The sequence below is a fragment of the Sporosarcina sp. ZBG7A genome, assembly GCF_000813425.1.
In the GTDB taxonomy this organism is placed as follows: domain Bacteria; phylum Bacillota; class Bacilli; order Bacillales_A; family Planococcaceae; genus Sporosarcina.
The window spans coordinates 1-17,708 of the sequence record NZ_JWIB01000043.1; the positions used below are offsets into that span (position 1 = coordinate 1).

The following is a 17,708-nucleotide window of genomic DNA, read 5'->3' on the forward strand; positions in this document are numbered from 1 at the left end:
ATTAATTTAGGTTAGCCCAGCCTTTTTTATATGGCTTTGGGTTTTTTGAAGTTTATGAACGTGTAGCAGCTAATGTATCTGTATTTCTCTTTGCCCATGTAGCGGCTATTAGGAAGCACGAAAGGAGTATAGCGGTCCCGAGAAAGTATGGAGCTGTCATTTTCCAGTCGAAAACGAAGCCAGCTAATGCGGGTCCAACCATGTTACCTAAGCTCATGTAGGCATTCATCATTCCAGCTGCATAGCCTTGTTCGTTGCCTGCAAGTTTTGAGACTAACGTGTTTACTGCAGGTCTCAATAATGCAGTTGCGGTTGAGAAAATCGTTGCAACTAGCAAGATGGACCAGAACATATTCACAAATGTAATGCTGAGCATCGCCACTGCTGCAATGACTAAGTTGATGAGGATGACACGCATTTCACCGAACCGCTTGAACAAGCGATTGATGACAAATGTTTGGATGATGACGCCAACGAATCCACCCACTGTAATGATGACTGCAATCATAAGAGGCGTGTAATTGTATTTAATGCCAACGTATAGAGAGATGGTCGATTGGAAGTTTGCTAGTCCAAAAGAGAAGACGAACATGACAAGTAAGACGACGAAGTAGGGAGTCTTAGTTGAGCGCGCAATTTGTTGAAACAAATTTTCCGTTCGTCGAGGTCCATTTTCAGCTGAGGGGCTCGGAGCGGGATTTGGTAAAATATAAAACGACATGACTGCAGCGAATAATGCAGCTCCTGCAGCAAAGTAGAAGGGGAACTGTAACCCGAATTTAGATAGAAAACCTCCAACCCCAGGTCCGATCATGAATCCTAGAGACATGGAGGCGCCAAGTAAACCCATACCGCGACCACGTTCTTCAAATGTTGTAATATCCGCAACGAAAGCCATCATCGGAGGAATTAAGAATGCCGAGCCGAAACCAGAGAAGAATCGTGCTACAAAGAGCATCCAAAGTTCTGTGGAGAGGCCAAAAGCAAGCTGGGAAACCCCATAAAGAATGAGTCCGAAAATGATGATGTTTTTTCTTCCATGCTTATCCGAAAGGGATCCGGAAACGGGGGAAAATATGAATTGGGCGAATGAGAACACGGCAATGAGCGAGCCAAGGGCAGCACCAGCCACGCCGAACGTTCCTAAGTATTCAGGCATGATTGGAATGATCAGTCCAATTCCTGACATAGTGATGAACATATTAAACATTAGTATATAAATAGCGAATGTTGTAGATTTAGCGGCCACGTGTGTTCCTCCTTCATATTCAGTTGTATCCTCGCTTTAGTTTAGCATACAGCTAGTCTCTACTGTGTCGGGACAGCTCGGACAATTCTAATAATACACACTTTCCTATATTTTCAACTAAGATTGGTAGATAAAGTTTTAATCTTGTCCCAAGGATTGTCAAGGTGCTCATAAAACGGGCATTGTGCTCATAAATCCCGAAAGGTGATCATAAACTCAAGAAAGAGATCATAAATCGTAGAAAGCGCTCTTAAACTCGAAAAAGTGCTCATATCTCAAGAATAGTGATCATAAATTCAAAAAAATGATCATAAGACATTGAAACTTCTATTTTTCCATCCTCAAACTCCCGCGGTACATAACTCTCGCACCATCTATCTCCACCTCGCGACAAATCAATCTCTTCAAATAAAAAAAGCAGAAGCGACAATCCGCTTCTGCTGTAACATCTCGAATTACTTCATATTCATCTTGAATTCCAAGAAAAACTCATTATACGTGCCTAGCATTTCCAACCCTAAATCTTTATACACTTCCAAGTGGTCACGAGCTTCTTCGTCCGGATAATACCGTTCATCAGAAACGACCTCTGGATCTAGGAGAGACAATGCTTCTTTATTAGGTGTGGAATAACCTACGTAATCCGCATTTTGAGCAGCGACTTCCGGACGTAACATGAAGTTGATGAACTCGTAAGCCCCATCGATGTTTTTCACAGTCTTTGGGATTACGATGTTGTCGAACCATAAGTTCGAACCTTCTTCCGGGACCACATATGTGATATCTTCGTTCTCAGACATCATATCCGCTGCTTGCCCAGACCAGATGAGTGAAACGGCTGCTTCGTTATTCATCATCATCTGGGTCACTTCATCCCCGATGACTGCTTTAATATTCGGGCTTAGCGTTTTCAGCTTATCCGTCGCTTCACGAAGTTCGTCAACGTTTGTTGAGTTCAAGGAATAGCCAAGGGAATTCAAGCTCATTCCAATGACTTCGCGTGCACTGTCTACAAGGACAGCTTCTTGTTTGAGGGAAGGATCCCACAAATTATCCCAACTCTCAAACGTTTGGCCATCTAACAAAGATGGATTATAAGCAATCCCAAGAGTCCCCCAGAAATAGGGGATGGAGTACGTACTATTAGGGTCAAACGGAAGATCCCTGAAATAGGGATCGATATTTTTGATGTTCGGAATCTTGTCGTAATCGAGTGGAATGAGCAAGTCTTTTTCACGCATCATCTCCACCATATACTCAGATGGGACTGTAATGTCATAAGACGTTCCGCCTTGCTCGATTTTTCCCATCATTCCTTCATTGGAATCGAAGGTTTCATAGATGACATTGATGCCTGTTTCTTTTTCAAACTGCTTTATGAGGTCAGGGTCAATATATTCACCCCAGTTATAAACGGTCAGCGTATTTCCACCGGATTGTGCACCGCTTTTAGCAAGTTGTGCATTGATGATCATCAGAATGGCTGCTGTTGCCGCAATAAGAATGGCTCCACGTACTAACGCTTTCATCGTTTGACCCCCCTAGCAGGTGTTTTAGGTCGATTTGTTATGAAATAATAGCCTAAAATCAGACCAGCTGTTATCACAAAGATGAGACCCGAAAGTGCATTGATCGTTAAAGTGACTCCTGTTCTAGCCATAGAGTATATTTCAACAGAAAGTGTCGAGAATCCATTTCCGGTTACAAAGAACGTTACCGCAAAGTCATCCAAAGAATAGGTCAGCGCCAAGAAGAAGCCGGCGAATATCCCGGGTTTAATAAATGGCAAAATGACACGCGACATGATTTCTTTTCGAGTAGCTCCAAGGTCGAGTGCAGCATCTATCAGTGTCGGACTCATTTCCTGCAATTTCGGTAACACCATAATGACGACAATCGGAATACTGAACGCAATATGGGAAAGCAGTACAGAGGCAAATCCGAGTTTGATGCCGACTAGTGTAAACAAAATAAGGAACGAAGCACCGATGATGACGTCAGGACTTACCATAAGAATACTATTCATGGAAAGCATTGCGTTTCGCATCGCTTTGTTCTTCATGTAATGGATTGTGATCGCTCCCATCACTCCGATTGCCGTTGAAATCAATGCTGAGAGTAAGGCAACGACTACTGTATTGAGCAAGATGATGATGAGTCGTTTATCTTCAAATACAGCAGCGTAATGTTCCCATGTGAAAGACTCGAAATGGGACATTGTGCCACCAGAGTTAAATGAGTAAAAAATCAAATAGAAAATTGGTGCATATAAAACAAGAAAGACAGCTGTCAAATAGATTTTTGGGAGTTTACCGTTTCTTTCCACTTCCAGCCATCCCCCTTTCGTTCGCAGTCGTTAGAAGCAAGATGACTACCATGAATAGAATTAAGAACACTGCAATCGTTGAGCCCATTCCCCAGTTTTGAGTAACGAGGAATTGCTGCTCAATTGCTGTACCGAGCGTGATGACTTTGTTTCCTGCAATAAGTCGGGTGATCATGAATAACGAAAGTGCAGGAATGAATACAACTTGAACACCAGACTTCACACCGTTTAGTGTAAGAGGCCAGATGACACGTCTGAAAGTTGTCCAAGCATTCGCACCTAGATCTCGAGAGGCGTCTATCAGTGCAGGATTCAATTTATCCAGAGCATTGAAAATCGGTAATATCATAAATGGAATGAAGATATAAACAGAAACGAAAACAAAACTGAAGTCTGTGAACAATATCTGTTGTTTCCCAATACCAACAGTTTCAAGTAACGCATTTACCGGTCCATATAACCCCATTAAGCCGATGAACGCATATGTCTTCAACAGTAGATTAATCCACGAAGGGATAATGATCAGTAACAGCCACAGCTGTTTATGCTTCAATTTCGTTAAAAAATAAGCTGTTGGGTATGAGATTAGCAACGAGAAGAACGTAATGAGAAAAGCATACCAAAATGAGCTCACTGTCAGTTTGAGATAGACAGAAGTGAAAAAGTTCTTATAGTTATCAAATGTGAAATTGCCACTTAAATCGAAAAATGAGTAATACACGATCAGTCCGATCGGTGCAATGACAAAAAGTATAATCCAAAGAGAGTATGGAACCATGGACAAACGAAGGCTAGCGCGATTAGTTTTCATCCGCCGCACCATACGCTTCAAGTCGCGCATCATAGTCTTCTTCGGACTCGTTAAGACGCATGACGTGAATGTTTTCTGGGATGAAGTCTAGACCGATTTGCATGCCAACTTCAGCTTTTTTCGTTGAATGGACGAGCCATTCATTGCCATCTTGATCGTAAGTTGAAATTTCATAGTGCACACCACGGAAAAGGGAAGTGTCTACTGTCACTGTCAGTTTGCCTGCATCTACTGGCGTAATTTCAATATCTTCGGGTCGAAGCACGATGTCTACTTTCTCATTGGGCTGGAGTCCAGCATCAGCGCATTCAAATCGTTTCCCGTTAAATTCAACAAGATAGTCTTCGATCATGACGCCAGATACAATATTCGATTCACCGATGAAATCAGCAACGAAACGGTTGATAGGCTCATCGTAAATATCGATTGGTGTCCCTGATTGCTGAATTTGCCCCGAGTTCATGACGAAGATTTCATCGGACATGGCAAGTGCTTCCTCTTGGTCATGAGTGACAAAAATGAAAGTTTTCCCAAGGCGTTGCTGTAGCTCTCGCAGCTCATACTGCATTGCTGAACGTAGTTTCAAATCCAGTGCAGAAAGGGGTTCATCCAACAATATGACCTCTGGATCGTTGATGATCGCACGTGCAATTGCAACACGTTGTCGTTGACCACCAGACATCTCAGTGATCTCCCGGTTTTCATAGCCCGCAAGGTTGACGAACTTGAGTGCTTCTTTCACACGTCGATCTACTTCGGATTTTTTTACTTTTTTGATGCGTAACCCGAACGCGACGTTTTCATAGACATTCAAATGAGGGAACAGGGCGTAATCTTGGAAAACGGTGTTCACTTGTCGTTCGTTGGCAGGTGTTTGGTTGACAGATTTCCCGTTAAAGTAAATCGTCCCTTCAGAAGGCTCTGAAAATCCAGCAATAAGTCGTAGGATTGTCGTTTTCCCGCAGCCGGAAGGGCCGAGAAGTGTGTAGAACTTTCCGCGTTCCATTTCAAATGAAACACCATCTAATACAGTTGTGTCTTCGCCGAAGCGTTTGCTGACATTCTCAAAGCGAATGATTGGTTGTGTGGACAATGAGGGTCCCCCTTTTTATAAGTAAGATTCTGTAGCGACGAGTAAGAGCTCGCTGATTCCGTCGTGTGCATTTGAAATGCGGTGCTGGTCTTCTGCAGAATAGTACACTGCATCGCCCTCACTTGCTGAATATATACGAGTTCCAATCTCTATTTCAACGTTCCCTACAAGTACATAGATAAACGTTTCAGAAAGGGAAGGGGCAAACTGTTTCAGCTCTCCTTTATGTGAGAACGTAATATGTACGGGTTCCATTTCGTTTTCATTGGATCTAGGAATGAGCCAGCGTATTTTGTAATGCAACTCATCGTTTATATACGTTGTCTGATGTTCAGGTGAGTATACGACGGGATCACTCTTCTTTGTTTCGTCAAAAAAGTCTTTTGGAGTTGTACCGAGAACTTCGAGCAAGGAGAAAAGCGTTTCAATAGAAGGGGAATTCAAATCCCGTTCTAATTGAGAAATGTAGCCTTTCGTCAAATCAGTGCGTTCACCAAGCTCTTCTTGTGTGAGCCCGCTTTGTAATCGCAACCGTTTGATTTTGCTGCCGATCTGCATGTGTCATCCTACTTTCATGAAAGTTTAGTATAACTGAACTTCAAGTTTACTTTTAGCATCTTTCATTATACAAAATCATGACAGGAAATCAAGAGTAGTTTTAAGCAATAATAGTAGTCATTGCTCAATGCAACGATATCTAGTCCGCTGGCGTCATTAACAGAGTGTGATAACGGGCTTTCGTTGTGTTATTACTAGAGGCGTAGTAGAATAATACCAAAGAAATGGGGGACTCCGATTGGGCGAGAAAATGCTGTTTTATTTTGACCCGGAAGACCGGCACTGGAATAATCTGATGAAGACTGCACTGAATAGTGACATGCAAGCGGTACCGGATGGTAGTTCCCGAGTGTTTTTATATAATAATGAAACGATGATCGAATGGTCGGAAATGGCGGATCACTGTGTTCGTTGTATGCATTCACTCGTTTATAATGAAGAATTCGATTCTGTGTACTGTGCGTCGTGTGACGAATGGCGGGAAGCATCATGTGAAGATCCATCTTGCGACTTTTGTGGAGACAGACCCGCAAAGCCTTCGATGTGTACGGATAGTGAAGAGTCATAACTGATCTTCTTCTCAATTACATGACATTATTCGATAATGATTCTTATGTATGATTCATTCTAATTGATATTCTGACAAGCATTTGATAAGCTATAGAAGAATTGAGCGGATGAGAATTCTGCCCAGAAGATAATTGGAGGGATTTTGAATGGTAGAACGCATGGTTGGTAAGCAAGCGCCAAGATTCGAAATGGAAGCTGTAATGACGGACAAGTCATTCGGTAAAGTAAGCCTTGAAGAAAACATGAAAAATGATAAGTGGACTGTATTGTTCTTCTATCCAATGGACTTTACATTTGTCTGCCCGACAGAGATTACTGCAATGTCTGATCGTTATGACGAGTTTGAAGACCTTGATGCAGAAGTTATCGGTGTTTCTACAGACACTATTCACACACATAAAGCTTGGATCAACACAGACCGTAAAGACAATGGTCTTGGGGATTTGAATTACCCACTTGCTGCGGATACAAACCACGAAGTAGCTCGTAACTATGGTGTTTTGATTGAAGAAGAAGGAATTGCTTTGCGTGGTCTTTTCATCGTCAACCCAGAAGGTGAAATGCAATACCAAACAGTATTCCACAATAACATTGGTCGTGATGTAGACGAAACACTTCGTGTACTTCAAGCACTTCAAACTGGCGGTCTTTGCCCAGCAAACTGGCGTCCCGGTCAAGAAACTCTATAATCTCATACACTGAAATTTGATTGAAGTTCCCCGCTTACTTTTGTAGCGGGGATTTTTATCCAAGAGGAGGAACTAACGCATGAAATTACGTGAACAATTGCCAGAACTAGCTGGCGCAACAGCATGGTTGAACGGTGAAGTTACTAAATCTGAACTTGTAGGCGAAAAACCGACACTCATTCACTTTTGGTCAGTGAGCTGTCATATGTGTAAAGAAGCGATGCCAGACGTTAATGCATTTCGTGATAAGTACAAAGACGAATTGAATGTTGTCGCTGTCCACATGCCGCGTTCTGAGGACGATGTGGACTTGGAGAACATTAAAGCAGTTGCTGCTGAGCACGACATTACACAATCGATTTATGTAGACAGCGAACTTAAATTGAACGATGCATTCGAAAATCAGTATGTTCCCGCGTATTACGTATTTGACAAAGATGGTCAACTTCGTCACTTCCAAGCTGGCGGTAGTGGCATGAAAATGCTAGAAAAGCGCGTAAATCGTGTACTTGATGAAATGAAGAAGTAAGTTTACAAACCCGACAGTCCATTAAACGGACTGTCGGGTTTTCTGGATATTTGAGAGAGTAGCGTAGCTATGGTAAACTTAACGCATTCTTACGTGAATCGGAGAGATGAGATATGAAAAAGGAATTTGTCGTCATCGGCCTTGGCCGCTTTGGTGGGAGTATCGTCAACGAATTGATCGAACTGGATGCTTCAGTTATGGCGATTGACAAATCTCAAGAGCGAGTGGATGAATTTGCTCAAATTGCGACACAAGCAGTCGCAGCGGATACTACCGATGAATCGTCTTTACGATCACTTGGAATTCGTAATTTTGAACATGTTGTCGTTGCAATTGGGGAGAATATTCAAGCCAGTATTTTAACAACGCTGATTCTAAAAGAACTTGGTGTGCAAATGATTACGGTGAAAGCACAAAATGATTATCATGAAAAAGTATTACGTAAAATTGGGGCAGACCACGTCATTCATCCTGAGCGTGATATGGGACGACGCATTGCTAATCGAATGGTATCAAACGATATTCTCGATTACTTAGAACTATCCGATGAGTATTCAATTGTGGAAATCCGTGCAAATGAAAAACTATCAGGTGCAACATTAATAGACTTGGATATCCGTGCAAAATACGGTGTCAATATTGTCGCGATTAAACGGGAAGATCACATTTTAGTTTCACCTCAAGCGATAGAAGAGATTCGATTGAACGATGTTTTAATTGTAATTGGATCAGATGTGGACATACATCGATTTGAGAAAAAAGTACTGCACTAAAAAACCGCCTTACCTGATTGGTTCATCAATCGGGTAAGGCGGTTTTTATTATACTTCTAGAATCACAGGTAGAATCATAGGTCTGCGTTTTGTCTTGTCATATAGGTAAGAGCTGAGTGAATCGATGATATCACTTTTCAGTACTCCGATATCAGCTGGTCCAGTTGACAATTTGCGGTGCATTTGACGCGTTAGCATATATTGGGCTTCATTGATCATCGCGCCAGATTCACGCATGTAAACGAATCCACGTGAAATTAGGTCTGGACCTGAAACAACGCGGTTTCGTTTCTTATCAATCGTTGCGACGACAATAACAAGACCGTCTTCGGAAAGGTTTTTACGATCGCGAAGAACGACATTTCCGATATCTCCAATCCCACTACCGTCAATGTAGATGTCACCTGATGGTACGCGCCCAGCAGGTCGTGCAGTATCCTCTGTAAGTGCGAGGACATCTCCATTAGACATGATGAAGATATTATCTGGTTCCACATCACATGCAATTGCAAGTTCTTCATGCATTTTCAGCATTCGGTATTCACCATGGATTGGCATGAAGAATTTAGGCTGAATAAGACGTAGCATCAGTTTTTGTTCTTCTTGGGAACCGTGACCCGATGTATGGATATTGTTCAGTGCACCATGAATGACTTCAGCACCAGCGCGGAACAAAGCGTTGATCGTCTTATTAACACTTAATGTATTACCTGGAATAGGTGAAGACGAGAAGATGACCGTATCACCGGGTTGAATCTGAACTTGACGGTGTGTACCGTTAGCAATTCGAGACAATGCAGCCATCGGTTCACCTTGACTGCCTGTACATAAAATCATCACTTCGTTTGCAGGTAAGCGATTAATGCTTTGCGCATCTACAAAGAGATCTTTTGGTGCATCGATGTAGCCAAGTTCCCGGCCGATTGTTATCGCGTTATCCATGCTGCGTCCGAAGACAGCAACTTTCCGTCCGTGAATTTGTGCAGCTTCAATTACTTGTTGCAAACGGTGGATATTCGACGCAAACGTTGCGAAAATAACACGTCCGTCCACTTTTCTAAAGATATCATTCAGGCTATCCCCGACTTTACGTTCCGACATCGTAAAGTTTGGAACTTCAGCATTGGTACTATCAGAGAGAAGGCAAAGAACACCCTCGCTACCGATCTTAGCCATTTTTGCGAGGTTAGCAGGTTCTCCAACAGGGGTGAAGTCGAATTTAAAATCACCTGTGTGCACGATATTGCCTGAAGGAGTTTTTACAACGACACCATACGCATCCGGAATACTGTGTGTCGTGCGGAAGAATGATACAGCAGTTTTTCGGAATTTGAAAATATCCTCTTCACCAAACTCGATGAGCTTCGTTGAACGAACGAGACCATGTTCTTCAAGCTTGTTGCGTAATAAGCCAAGCGCCAATTTACCACCGTAAACAGGCATATTCACTTGTTTCAGTAAGTATGGGATTCCTCCGATATGGTCCTCGTGACCATGGGTGATGAAGAGTCCTTTGATTTTATCGGCATTGCGTTTTAAATACGTGTAATCAGGAATGACGTAGTCAATTCCGAGTAGATCGTCTTCTGGGAATTTAATACCCGCATCAATCAAGATGATTTCATCTTGAAATTGCACGGCATATGTGTTCTTACCGATTTCACCTAGTCCGCCTAAGGCAAAAACGGCAGTTTCATTGTTTTTAATAGACTTCATGTGCATTACACCTGCTCAAGCTCGAAGTGTTCAGAAGCTTGCTCATATGCGAGGTGCTCCCCTTCAAGATGTTGAATAATTTCAATGTTATAATTACGACTTTGTAACTTTTTGCGTACATCGCGTGCGGATTCAGCTTCCACATACAATGATTGTGTGTTTTCGCGGACTGGTACTTGTACCTTGGTTTCTTGGTAGTAAACTTTAAAGATCATGTTGTGCTCTCCTTTTTCTTAACGTTCGATTTTTGGACTGATACTTTTAATAGTACCACGTCATTCATGGAAAATAAAGAAAAGCCCACCTTTATGAAGGGTGGGCATATCAACGTTATGCGATTGACTTTTTACCGAGGATGCCATTCAGCCGTTTCAACAGTTTGCGTTTCAGGCGCCTATACATGGCAATATCACTCCTTGTTAAAGAAGTATATCATATTTTGAACTTTCTGTCAAGTTTAAATTACTCTCCTTCGTAAGGGAGTGCATCTGAAATCTCTTTATAAGGAGCCTTTGGATCGATATGATCGTAAAACATTATTCCGTTCAAGTGATCAAGCTCGTGCTGGAATGCAATTGCGGGTAGACCTTTCAAACGTTTTTTGAATTCATTTCCTTCCGCATCGAAAGCTTTTATCGTAATCCGTGAGTATCTTGGCACGTAACCTTCTACTTCGCGATCGACAGATAGACAACCTTCTCCTGTGGATAAATACGTTTTTTCTACAGAATGACTGACTATTCTTGGGTTGATCGCCACTAGACTGATATCTTTGTCTTTCTCTTGTTCAATATGCAAAGCGAACATTCTTTTGGGGTGATTCACTTGAGGTGCTGCTAGTCCGATTCCGGCACGTAGCTCATATTTTTCAGCGATGTCATCGTCTTGACTATTCATAACATATTCTAGTAAATCGGATGCTAGCTGTTTGTCTTCAGCGGTTAGAGGGAATGTTACCTCTTCAGAGCGCATCCGTAGTGTCGGATGCCCTTCTCGTATAATATCTTCCATTAAAATCATGTTGGTGTCTCCTTTTCGATATAGTGCCTCTTCTTAGTATAATGGAATTAGGAAACGTGGGAAAGGATTTACTGTTGAACTTTAAAAAGTAGGGGGATTACAGTGAGAAAATTATTAATGATCATCCCGATGAGTTTGATGCTTTTTGTTGGTGGATGCACAGAAGAGCAAGATCAAACACAAAAAGAGTTAGCGGGGATTTTAAAAGATATTCAGGAGTATGAGACTAAAGTTGTGGAGTATGAAAATCAGTTGGCAATGCTAGAGAAAAAAGAACAGATTTTGTTTAATAAAACAGTGGAATTCACTATGGAAGAAAGAGAACTCATTGAGAGTGGAGTTTCTAGAATGGAAACCTCCCTAAAAGAGAGAAAAAAACTTATAACGGAAGAACTGGGCGTAATTAATGATGCAGAGGAAGCAGCTAAACGTCTTGAATCGCTCCCAACGGAAACTAGTGACGAAGCAACAGGGGCGATTGCTAAGTTAAAAACCGCCTTATCGAAGAGGTTTGAACTTCACTATGAAATCGTGAATTTGTACAGTGAACTAACGGAAAGACAAAGCTCTCTGTATGAATTATTGATTGAGGAAAATGTAAAACGGGTAGAATTAGAAGGGGCAACAGTTGCGGTCAATAAACAACGAGAAAAACTAGAAGATGCCACTCTAGTTTTCAATCAGTCAACAATGGAAGTGAATAAGGCTTTAAAAGAAACGCAACAAGTTGAATCTGAATGATAACTTTCAGTCTATTCTATTATAATACAGAATGATGGTTGTACTAATACAGATGCGATGAGTAGATCGAAGGTTTTTGGTGACGCATACAATCTATATGCTCCATACATTGACCGTTCCTTTACCTTTCAGTATACTGAGTGTGGAAGATTGATTGTATCAATAGAATGTCGTGATTTACCTAATACAGTTAAGAGAAGGAGAGTTGCCGAAATGGCTGCAGAAAAGAACAAACAGTTCGATCCAACAGTTGTTTTACATGAGATCGAAGAAAAGTTTGAAATGTTCCAGATCCTAAATGAGGACGGAAAGATTGTAAATAAAGAATCAGACCCTAACCTGTCGGATGAAGAATTAACAAAACTAATGGAGCGCATGGTGTATACGCGTATTCTCGATCAGCGCTCGATTGCACTGAATCGTCAAGGACGCCTTGGCTTTTACGCACCAACAGCAGGTCAAGAGGCATCTCAGCTTGCGTCTCACTTTGCTTTAGAAAAAGATGATTTCATATTACCGGGGTACCGTGATGTTCCTCAACTGATTTTCCACGGCTTGCCGTTACATATGGCGTTCCTTTGGTCTCGTGGGCATTTCTTAGGAAGTGAAATTCCTGAAGGACTTAATATTTTCCCACCACAAATTATTATTGGTGCACAATACGTCCAAGCGGCGGGAGTGGCACTTGGTTTCCAGAAGCGCGGCACTAAATCTGTTGTGATGACTTACACAGGTGATGGTGGTACATCACAAGGTGATTTCTACGAAGGTCTCAACTTCGCAGGCGCGTTCCGTTCACCTGCTATTTTCGTTGTGCAAAATAACCAATTTGCAATTTCAACACCACGTGAAGTTCAGACAGCAGCGAAAACCCTTGCGCAAAAAGGTATTGCAGCGGGAATTCCAAGTATTCTTGTAGACGGAATGGATCCACTTGCGGTTTATGCAGCTACGAAAGACGCACGAGAACGCGCAGTGAATGGAGAAGGTCCTACTTTGATAGAAACGATGTGTTACCGATACGGTCCACATACAATGGCAGGCGATGATCCAACTCGTTACCGTACTTCTGATATTGATAACGAATGGGAAAAGCGTGATCCAATCGTTCGTTTCCGTACGTACTTGGAAGGGAAGAAACTATGGAACGAAGAAAAAGAAAATGAAGTGATTGAACGTGCCAAACAAGAAATAAAGGACGCGATCAAACAAGCGGACCAAGCACCAAAGCAAAAGGTAACTGATTTCCTTAAAATTATGTATGCAGGCGATATGCCATACAATCTACAAGAACAGTTTGACATCTACACGGAAAAGGAGTCGAAATAACCGATGGCACAATTGACGATGATCCAAGCAATTACCGATGCAATGCGCACGGAATTGAAAAATGATGAAAACGTGCTCGTGTTTGGTGAGGACGTCGGTAAAAACGGCGGGGTTTTCCGAGCAACCGAAGGTCTTCAAAAAGAATTCGGAGAAGAACGAGTATTTGACACACCACTTGCAGAATCAGGTATTGGTGGTCTTGCAATTGGTCTTGCATTGACAGGCTATCGCCCTGTAATGGAACTGCAATTTTTCGGTTTCCTATTTGAAGTAATGGACTCAGTAAGCGGACAAGCTGCACGTATGTCTTTCCGTAGTGCAGGTAAATTAAACGCACCAATTACTATCCGCTCACCATTTGGCGGGGGAGTGGCTACACCAGAAATGCACGCTGACAGTCTTGAGGGACTTGTTGCCGCTCAGCCTGGGTTGAAAGTAGTTATCCCATCAACACCATATGACGCAAAAGGTTTACTAATCTCTGCAATCAAAGATGAGAACCCTGTCATTTTCTTAGAGCATATGAAACTGTATCGCTCGTTCCGTCAAGAAGTACCTGAAGAAGAATACACAATTCCTTTAGGCAAAGCAGACGTGAAGCGTGAGGGAACTGATTTGTCCATCATCACTTACGGTGCAATGGTACAAGAAAGCCTAAAAGCAGCGGAAGCACTTGAAAAAGATGGTCACTCCGTTGAAGTTATCGACTTGCGTACAATTCAGCCATTAGACGTTGAGACGATTATTGCATCTGTTGAAAAGACAAACCGTGCAATTGTTGTGCAAGAGGCTCAGCGCCAAGCCGGAATTGCTGCAAATGTCGTTTCTGAAATTATGGAACGTGCAGTCTTAAGTCTTGAGGCACCAGTACTTCGCGTAACTGCACCGGATACAATTTATCCATTTGCACAAGGTGAAAACACTTGGCTTCCAAAAGCAGATGACATTGTTGCAACAGCGAAAAAAGTACTTGAATTTTAATAGCCAGTCTATTGGACTGAGGAGAGGGTGGATCACGTGGCATATCACTTCCGTTTACCAGATATCGGAGAAGGAATTCATGAAGGTGAAATCGTAAAGTGGTTCGTATCTAAAGGCGACACCATTAACGAAGATGATACACTTCTTGAAGTACAAAACGACAAATCTGTCGTGGAAATCCCTTCACCTGTGTCAGGAACTATAGAAGAAATACTTGTAAGTGAAGGAACAGTAGCAATTGTAGGAGATAAATTGATTCGAATTGACTCTCCAGATCACGAAGATGAGGAAGAAGAGGTAGAAGAGGCGCCTGCGGAAGAAAAACAGGAAGCTAAATCAGAATCTCAAGTTCAAGCTACTGCGGAAAAAGGACAACCTATTGATAAAAAAGAAGCACCCAAAGATGAAGCAGGTGCTGCAACAGATGCAACACCTGAGTCACCAGGAGAAGTAACGAGTCAAGAAGTTGACCCGAACCGTCGTGTCATCGCAATGCCTTCAGTTCGTAAATTCGCTCGTGAAGAAGGCGTGGATATTCGACAAGTTGTAGGTTCAGGAAAGAATGGTCGGGTCGTCAAAGATGATATCGAATCATTCAAAGCAGGTGGTAACAAATCTGCTGAAGCTCAAACTCAAACTCAAGAAGATAGTGTTCAATCTGTTGGTCAGGATGAACAACAAGCTCAATCTAAAGCAGTTACGGTTCCTGAAGGAGACTTCCCAGAAACACGCGAGAAGCTATCACCTATCCGTAAGATGATTGCGAAGGCGATGGTTAACTCGAAGCATACTGCTCCACACGTAACACTTCTAGACGAGGTAGATGTAACTGAATTGGTTGCACACCGCAAGAAGTTCAAAGAAATCGCGGCTGAACAAGATATTAAACTGACGTACTTGCCATATGTCGTGAAAGCGCTCGTTTCAACATTACGTAAATTCCCGGAATTGAATACGTCGTTAGACGATGCGACTGAAGAATTGATACAGAAGCATTACTTCAATATCGGAATTGCAGCGGATACAGATCGTGGTCTTTTGGTGCCGGTCATTAAGCATGCTGATCGTAAATCGATGTTTGCGATTTCAAAAGAAATTGCTGATCTTGGTGGTAAAGCCCGTGATGGGAAACTTGCTGCTTCAGAAATGAAGGGTGCTTCCTGCTCAATTACAAACATTGGTTCTGCAGGTGGTCAGTGGTTCACACCAATTATTAATCATCCGGAAGTTGCAATACTAGGAATTGGTCGTATTTCAGAAAAACCAGTGGTTAAAAATGGTGAAATCGTTGCTGCACCTATGTTAGCATTGTCATTAGTGTTTGATCATCGAGTAATCGATGGAGCAACGGGGCAACAAGCGTTGAATCACCTTAAACACTTGCTAGGAAATCCAGAACTTTTATTAATGGAGGCGTAAACCATGGTAGTAGGAGATTTTCCAATTGAAACAGATACGCTCGTAGTCGGTTCAGGTCCTGGAGGATATGTAGCGGCAATCCGTGCTGCACAACTCGGACAAAAAGTAACGATTGTAGAAAGAAATACGATCGGTGGTGTTTGTCTGAACGTAGGTTGTATTCCATCTAAAGCTATGATTTCTGTCGGACATCGTTTTGTAAGTGCACAAAATGCTGACGATATGGGGATTACTGCTTCAGACGTAAAGCTCGATTTTTCTAAAGCAATGGCATTCAAAGAAAGCGTTGTTAAGAAGCTTACAGGAGGTGTTGAAGGCCTCCTTAAAGGGAACAAAGTCGAGATCGTCAAAGGTGAAGCATACTTTGTTGATGCCAATACAGCACGAGTGATGGATGACGCATCCGCTCAAACTTATAAGTTCAAAAATGTTATTCTTGCAACAGGTGCTCGTCCTGTAGAGATTCCTAACTTCAAATTCTCTAAACGTGTTATCAATTCCACAGGTGCACTTGAATTGAAAGAGCTTCCTAAAAAGTTAGTGGTCATTGGTGGAGGATATATCGGTACTGAGCTTGGTTCTGCTTATGCAAATCTTGGTTCTGAAGTAACGATTATCGAAGGAGCAGATGATATTCTTACTGGCTTCGAGAAACAAATGACACAAATTGTTAAAAAAGGATTGAAGAAAAAAGGCGTTGAGGTTGTTGTGAAAGCAACAGCTAAAGGTGCTGAAGAAACAGATTCTGGCGTGAAAGTTACGTATGAAGTTAAAGGTGAAGAAAAAACCGTTGAAGCTGATTATGTACTTGTAACTGTTGGACGCCGTCCGAATACTGATGAAATGGGACTTGAAGAACTCGGCTTGAAATTTGAAGAGCGCGGAATTCTAAGTGTCGACAAACAATGTCGTACAAGCATCCCGAATATTTACGCGATCGGGGATATCGTTCCCGGTTTACAGCTTGCACATAAAGCATCTTACGAAGGCAAGATTGCTGCAGAAGCCATTGCTGGTGAAAAATCAGAAGTGGATTACTTGGCAATTCCTGCAGTATGCTTTACAGATCCAGAACTTGCAACAGTCGGTCTTAACGAGAAGCAAGCTAAGGATGAAGGCTATGAAGTGGCAGTAGGCAAATTCCCATTCGGTGCGAATGGTCGTGCGCTTGCTCTAAATGCACCAGATGGCTTTGTGAAGCTTGTTGCTCGTAAGGAAGATGGATTGTTACTAGGAGCTCAGATTGCTGGAGAAAATGCTTCTGACATGATTGCTGAAATAGCTGTTGCTATTGAAAGCGGAATGACGTTAGAAGATGTTTCTATGACAATTCACGCGCATCCAACATTGGGTGAAATCTCAATGGAAGCTGCTGAAGTAGCGCTTGGTAAACCGATTCATATTCTATCTAAATAAAATTGTGAGGAATCCTATCTGGCATCCGTCGGATAGGTTTTTTCCTTTGTGTGTAAACTAATGAGGGATAGGAGGAGAAATAGATGGAATATAGTTATCCACTACGTGCAGATTGGTCCACAGAAGAAATTATGATTGTGACTGATTTTTTCACTTGCATCGAAAAAGCTTATGAACAAGGAATTGGTCGTGAAAAATTACTTGGTTCATATAATTCATTTAAAAAGGTGGTTCCTTCGATGGCGGAAGAAAAAACGCTGTTCAAGGAGTTTAAGGAAGCTAGTAGTTATGAATGCTACAAAGTAGTGAAGCGAGCAAAAGAAGGCGGTAATGGAGATATTATTAAAGGATAAGCTGTTGGGGATAAGTATCAAAGACTTTCCTTTAAGCGCAAGTCATTCCCTATAAGTTTGGTCCACTGACTTCAATTAGATGTACTGTTGTTGAGTGTATTTTCAGTCAGTAAGATATAAAAACGATTCGAGAGG

Annotated in this window: 19 protein-coding genes; 10 read left to right on the forward strand and 9 right to left on the reverse strand. The window is 42.0% G+C overall.

Annotated elements, in window-relative coordinates; genetic code table 11:
* Nucleotides 1-52: 52 nt before the first annotated feature.
* From RL70_RS14305 to RL70_RS14330, 6 genes are all read right to left on the reverse strand, one after another.
* Nucleotides 53-1,249 carry a tetracycline resistance MFS efflux pump gene (locus RL70_RS14305; protein WP_039044083.1) on the reverse strand — a complete coding sequence of 399 codons (1,197 nt, stop codon included), beginning with the start codon at nt 1,247-1,249 and terminating at the stop codon, nt 53-55.
* A gap of 455 nt (nt 1,250-1,704) precedes the next feature.
* The gene (locus RL70_RS14310) at nt 1,705-2,778 is read right to left on the reverse strand and encodes a PotD/PotF family extracellular solute-binding protein (RefSeq protein WP_039044084.1); all 1,074 of its coding nucleotides are present in this window, start codon (nt 2,776-2,778) and stop codon (nt 1,705-1,707) included.
* Nucleotides 2,775-3,575, reverse strand: a complete 801-nt coding sequence (locus tag RL70_RS14315; RefSeq protein ID WP_039044085.1) for an ABC transporter permease — start codon at nt 3,573-3,575, stop codon at nt 2,775-2,777. Before RL70_RS14315 ends, RL70_RS14310 begins: the two co-directional genes overlap by 4 nt.
* Nucleotides 3,559-4,386: an ABC transporter permease gene (locus RL70_RS14320; protein ID WP_082003433.1), complete on the reverse strand. Its 828-nt coding sequence runs from the start codon at nt 4,384-4,386 to the stop codon at nt 3,559-3,561. Before RL70_RS14320 ends, RL70_RS14315 begins: the two co-directional genes overlap by 17 nt.
* Nucleotides 4,376-5,479, reverse strand: a complete 1,104-nt coding sequence (locus tag RL70_RS14325; protein WP_039044086.1) for an ABC transporter ATP-binding protein — start codon at nt 5,477-5,479, stop codon at nt 4,376-4,378. The genes RL70_RS14320 and RL70_RS14325 overlap by 11 nt, the downstream gene beginning before the upstream one ends.
* Before the next feature lie 15 nt (nt 5,480-5,494).
* Entirely contained in the window at nt 5,495-6,037 is a 543-nt protein-coding gene (locus RL70_RS14330; RefSeq protein WP_039044087.1) for a helix-turn-helix domain-containing protein, read from the reverse strand.
* 238 nt (nt 6,038-6,275) lie between these two features.
* Between RL70_RS14330 and RL70_RS17390 the strand changes: the two genes are divergently transcribed.
* The 4 genes from RL70_RS17390 to RL70_RS14350 all read left to right on the forward strand — a co-directional run bounded on the left by RL70_RS17390 (nt 6,276) and on the right by RL70_RS14350 (nt 8,598).
* Nucleotides 6,276-6,605, forward strand: a complete 330-nt coding sequence (locus RL70_RS17390; RefSeq protein ID WP_052245990.1) for a hypothetical protein — start codon at nt 6,276-6,278, stop codon at nt 6,603-6,605.
* A 148-nt stretch (nt 6,606-6,753) separates the two neighbouring features.
* Nucleotides 6,754-7,296, forward strand: coding sequence for a peroxiredoxin (locus tag RL70_RS14340; protein WP_039044088.1), 543 nt, complete (start codon nt 6,754-6,756; stop codon nt 7,294-7,296).
* A 79-nt stretch (nt 7,297-7,375) separates the two neighbouring features.
* The gene (locus RL70_RS14345; protein WP_039044089.1) at nt 7,376-7,825 is read left to right on the forward strand and encodes a TlpA disulfide reductase family protein; all 450 of its coding nucleotides are present in this window, start codon (nt 7,376-7,378) and stop codon (nt 7,823-7,825) included.
* A gap of 113 nt (nt 7,826-7,938) precedes the next feature.
* Entirely contained in the window at nt 7,939-8,598 is a 660-nt protein-coding gene (locus RL70_RS14350; RefSeq protein ID WP_039044090.1) for a TrkA family potassium uptake protein, read from the forward strand.
* A 48-nt stretch (nt 8,599-8,646) separates the two neighbouring features.
* Here RL70_RS14350 and rnjA read toward each other — a convergent pair whose 3' ends face one another.
* From rnjA to def, 3 genes are all read right to left on the reverse strand, one after another.
* Nucleotides 8,647-10,314, reverse strand: coding sequence for a ribonuclease J1 (gene rnjA / locus RL70_RS14355; protein WP_039044091.1), 1,668 nt, complete (start codon nt 10,312-10,314; stop codon nt 8,647-8,649).
* Between the two features lie 5 nt (nt 10,315-10,319).
* A complete protein-coding gene (locus RL70_RS14360) occupies nt 10,320-10,529 on the reverse strand; it encodes a DNA-dependent RNA polymerase subunit epsilon (protein WP_039044092.1) in 210 nt (69 codons plus the stop codon).
* A 247-nt stretch (nt 10,530-10,776) separates the two neighbouring features.
* Nucleotides 10,777-11,334, reverse strand: coding sequence for a peptide deformylase (gene def, locus RL70_RS14365; RefSeq protein ID WP_039044093.1), 558 nt, complete (start codon nt 11,332-11,334; stop codon nt 10,777-10,779).
* Nucleotides 11,335-11,436: 102 nt separating this feature from the next.
* On the opposite strand from def, the gene RL70_RS14370 reads away from it, so the two are divergent.
* The 6 genes from RL70_RS14370 (at nt 11,437) to RL70_RS14395 (ending at nt 17,573) form a co-directional block, all read left to right on the forward strand.
* Nucleotides 11,437-12,075: a YkyA family protein gene (locus RL70_RS14370; protein ID WP_039044094.1), complete on the forward strand. Its 639-nt coding sequence runs from the start codon at nt 11,437-11,439 to the stop codon at nt 12,073-12,075.
* Nucleotides 12,076-12,288: 213 nt separating this feature from the next.
* Complete coding sequence (pdhA, locus tag RL70_RS14375) at nt 12,289-13,404, forward strand: pyruvate dehydrogenase (acetyl-transferring) E1 component subunit alpha (RefSeq protein WP_039044095.1); 1,116 nt, start codon at nt 12,289-12,291, stop codon at nt 13,402-13,404.
* 3 nt (nt 13,405-13,407) lie between these two features.
* Complete coding sequence (locus tag RL70_RS14380) at nt 13,408-14,385, forward strand: alpha-ketoacid dehydrogenase subunit beta (protein WP_039044096.1); 978 nt, start codon at nt 13,408-13,410, stop codon at nt 14,383-14,385.
* 36 nt (nt 14,386-14,421) lie between these two features.
* Nucleotides 14,422-15,804 (forward strand): dihydrolipoamide acetyltransferase family protein, encoded by a 1,383-nt coding sequence (locus RL70_RS14385; protein WP_039044097.1) that lies wholly within the window; start codon nt 14,422-14,424, stop codon nt 15,802-15,804.
* Nucleotides 15,805-15,807: 3 nt separating this feature from the next.
* Nucleotides 15,808-17,220: a dihydrolipoyl dehydrogenase gene (lpdA, locus tag RL70_RS14390; RefSeq protein ID WP_039044098.1), complete on the forward strand. Its 1,413-nt coding sequence runs from the start codon at nt 15,808-15,810 to the stop codon at nt 17,218-17,220.
* An 83-nt stretch (nt 17,221-17,303) separates the two neighbouring features.
* Nucleotides 17,304-17,573: a UPF0223 family protein gene (locus RL70_RS14395; protein WP_039044099.1), complete on the forward strand. Its 270-nt coding sequence runs from the start codon at nt 17,304-17,306 to the stop codon at nt 17,571-17,573.
* The last annotated feature ends 135 nt before the right edge of the window (nt 17,574-17,708 follow it).

What these genes read in the sequence shown, in the direction of transcription:
- RL70_RS14310 (WP_039044084.1), bottom strand. Translation starts at nt 2,778, where the DNA reads ATGAAAGCGTTAGTACGTGGAGCCATTCTTATTGCGGCAACAGCAGCC.
- RL70_RS14320 (WP_082003433.1), bottom strand. Translation starts at nt 4,386, where the DNA reads ATGAAAACTAATCGCGCTAGCCTTCGTTTGTCCATGGTTCCATACTCT.
- RL70_RS14330 (WP_039044087.1), bottom strand. Translation starts at nt 6,037, where the DNA reads ATGCAGATCGGCAGCAAAATCAAACGGTTGCGATTACAAAGCGGGCTC.
- RL70_RS14340 (WP_039044088.1), top strand. Translation starts at nt 6,754, where the DNA reads ATGGTAGAACGCATGGTTGGTAAGCAAGCGCCAAGATTCGAAATGGAA.
- RL70_RS14345 (WP_039044089.1), top strand. Translation starts at nt 7,376, where the DNA reads ATGAAATTACGTGAACAATTGCCAGAACTAGCTGGCGCAACAGCATGG.
- RL70_RS14350 (WP_039044090.1), top strand. Translation starts at nt 7,939, where the DNA reads ATGAAAAAGGAATTTGTCGTCATCGGCCTTGGCCGCTTTGGTGGGAGT.
- rnjA (WP_039044091.1), bottom strand. Translation starts at nt 10,314, where the DNA reads ATGAAGTCTATTAAAAACAATGAAACTGCCGTTTTTGCCTTAGGCGGA.
- RL70_RS14360 (WP_039044092.1), bottom strand. Translation starts at nt 10,529, where the DNA reads ATGATCTTTAAAGTTTACTACCAAGAAACCAAGGTACAAGTACCAGTC.
- def (WP_039044093.1), bottom strand. Translation starts at nt 11,334, where the DNA reads ATGATTTTAATGGAAGATATTATACGAGAAGGGCATCCGACACTACGG.
- pdhA (WP_039044095.1), top strand. Translation starts at nt 12,289, where the DNA reads ATGGCTGCAGAAAAGAACAAACAGTTCGATCCAACAGTTGTTTTACAT.
- RL70_RS14380 (WP_039044096.1), top strand. Translation starts at nt 13,408, where the DNA reads ATGGCACAATTGACGATGATCCAAGCAATTACCGATGCAATGCGCACG.
- lpdA (WP_039044098.1), top strand. Translation starts at nt 15,808, where the DNA reads ATGGTAGTAGGAGATTTTCCAATTGAAACAGATACGCTCGTAGTCGGT.
- RL70_RS14395 (WP_039044099.1), top strand. Translation starts at nt 17,304, where the DNA reads ATGGAATATAGTTATCCACTACGTGCAGATTGGTCCACAGAAGAAATT.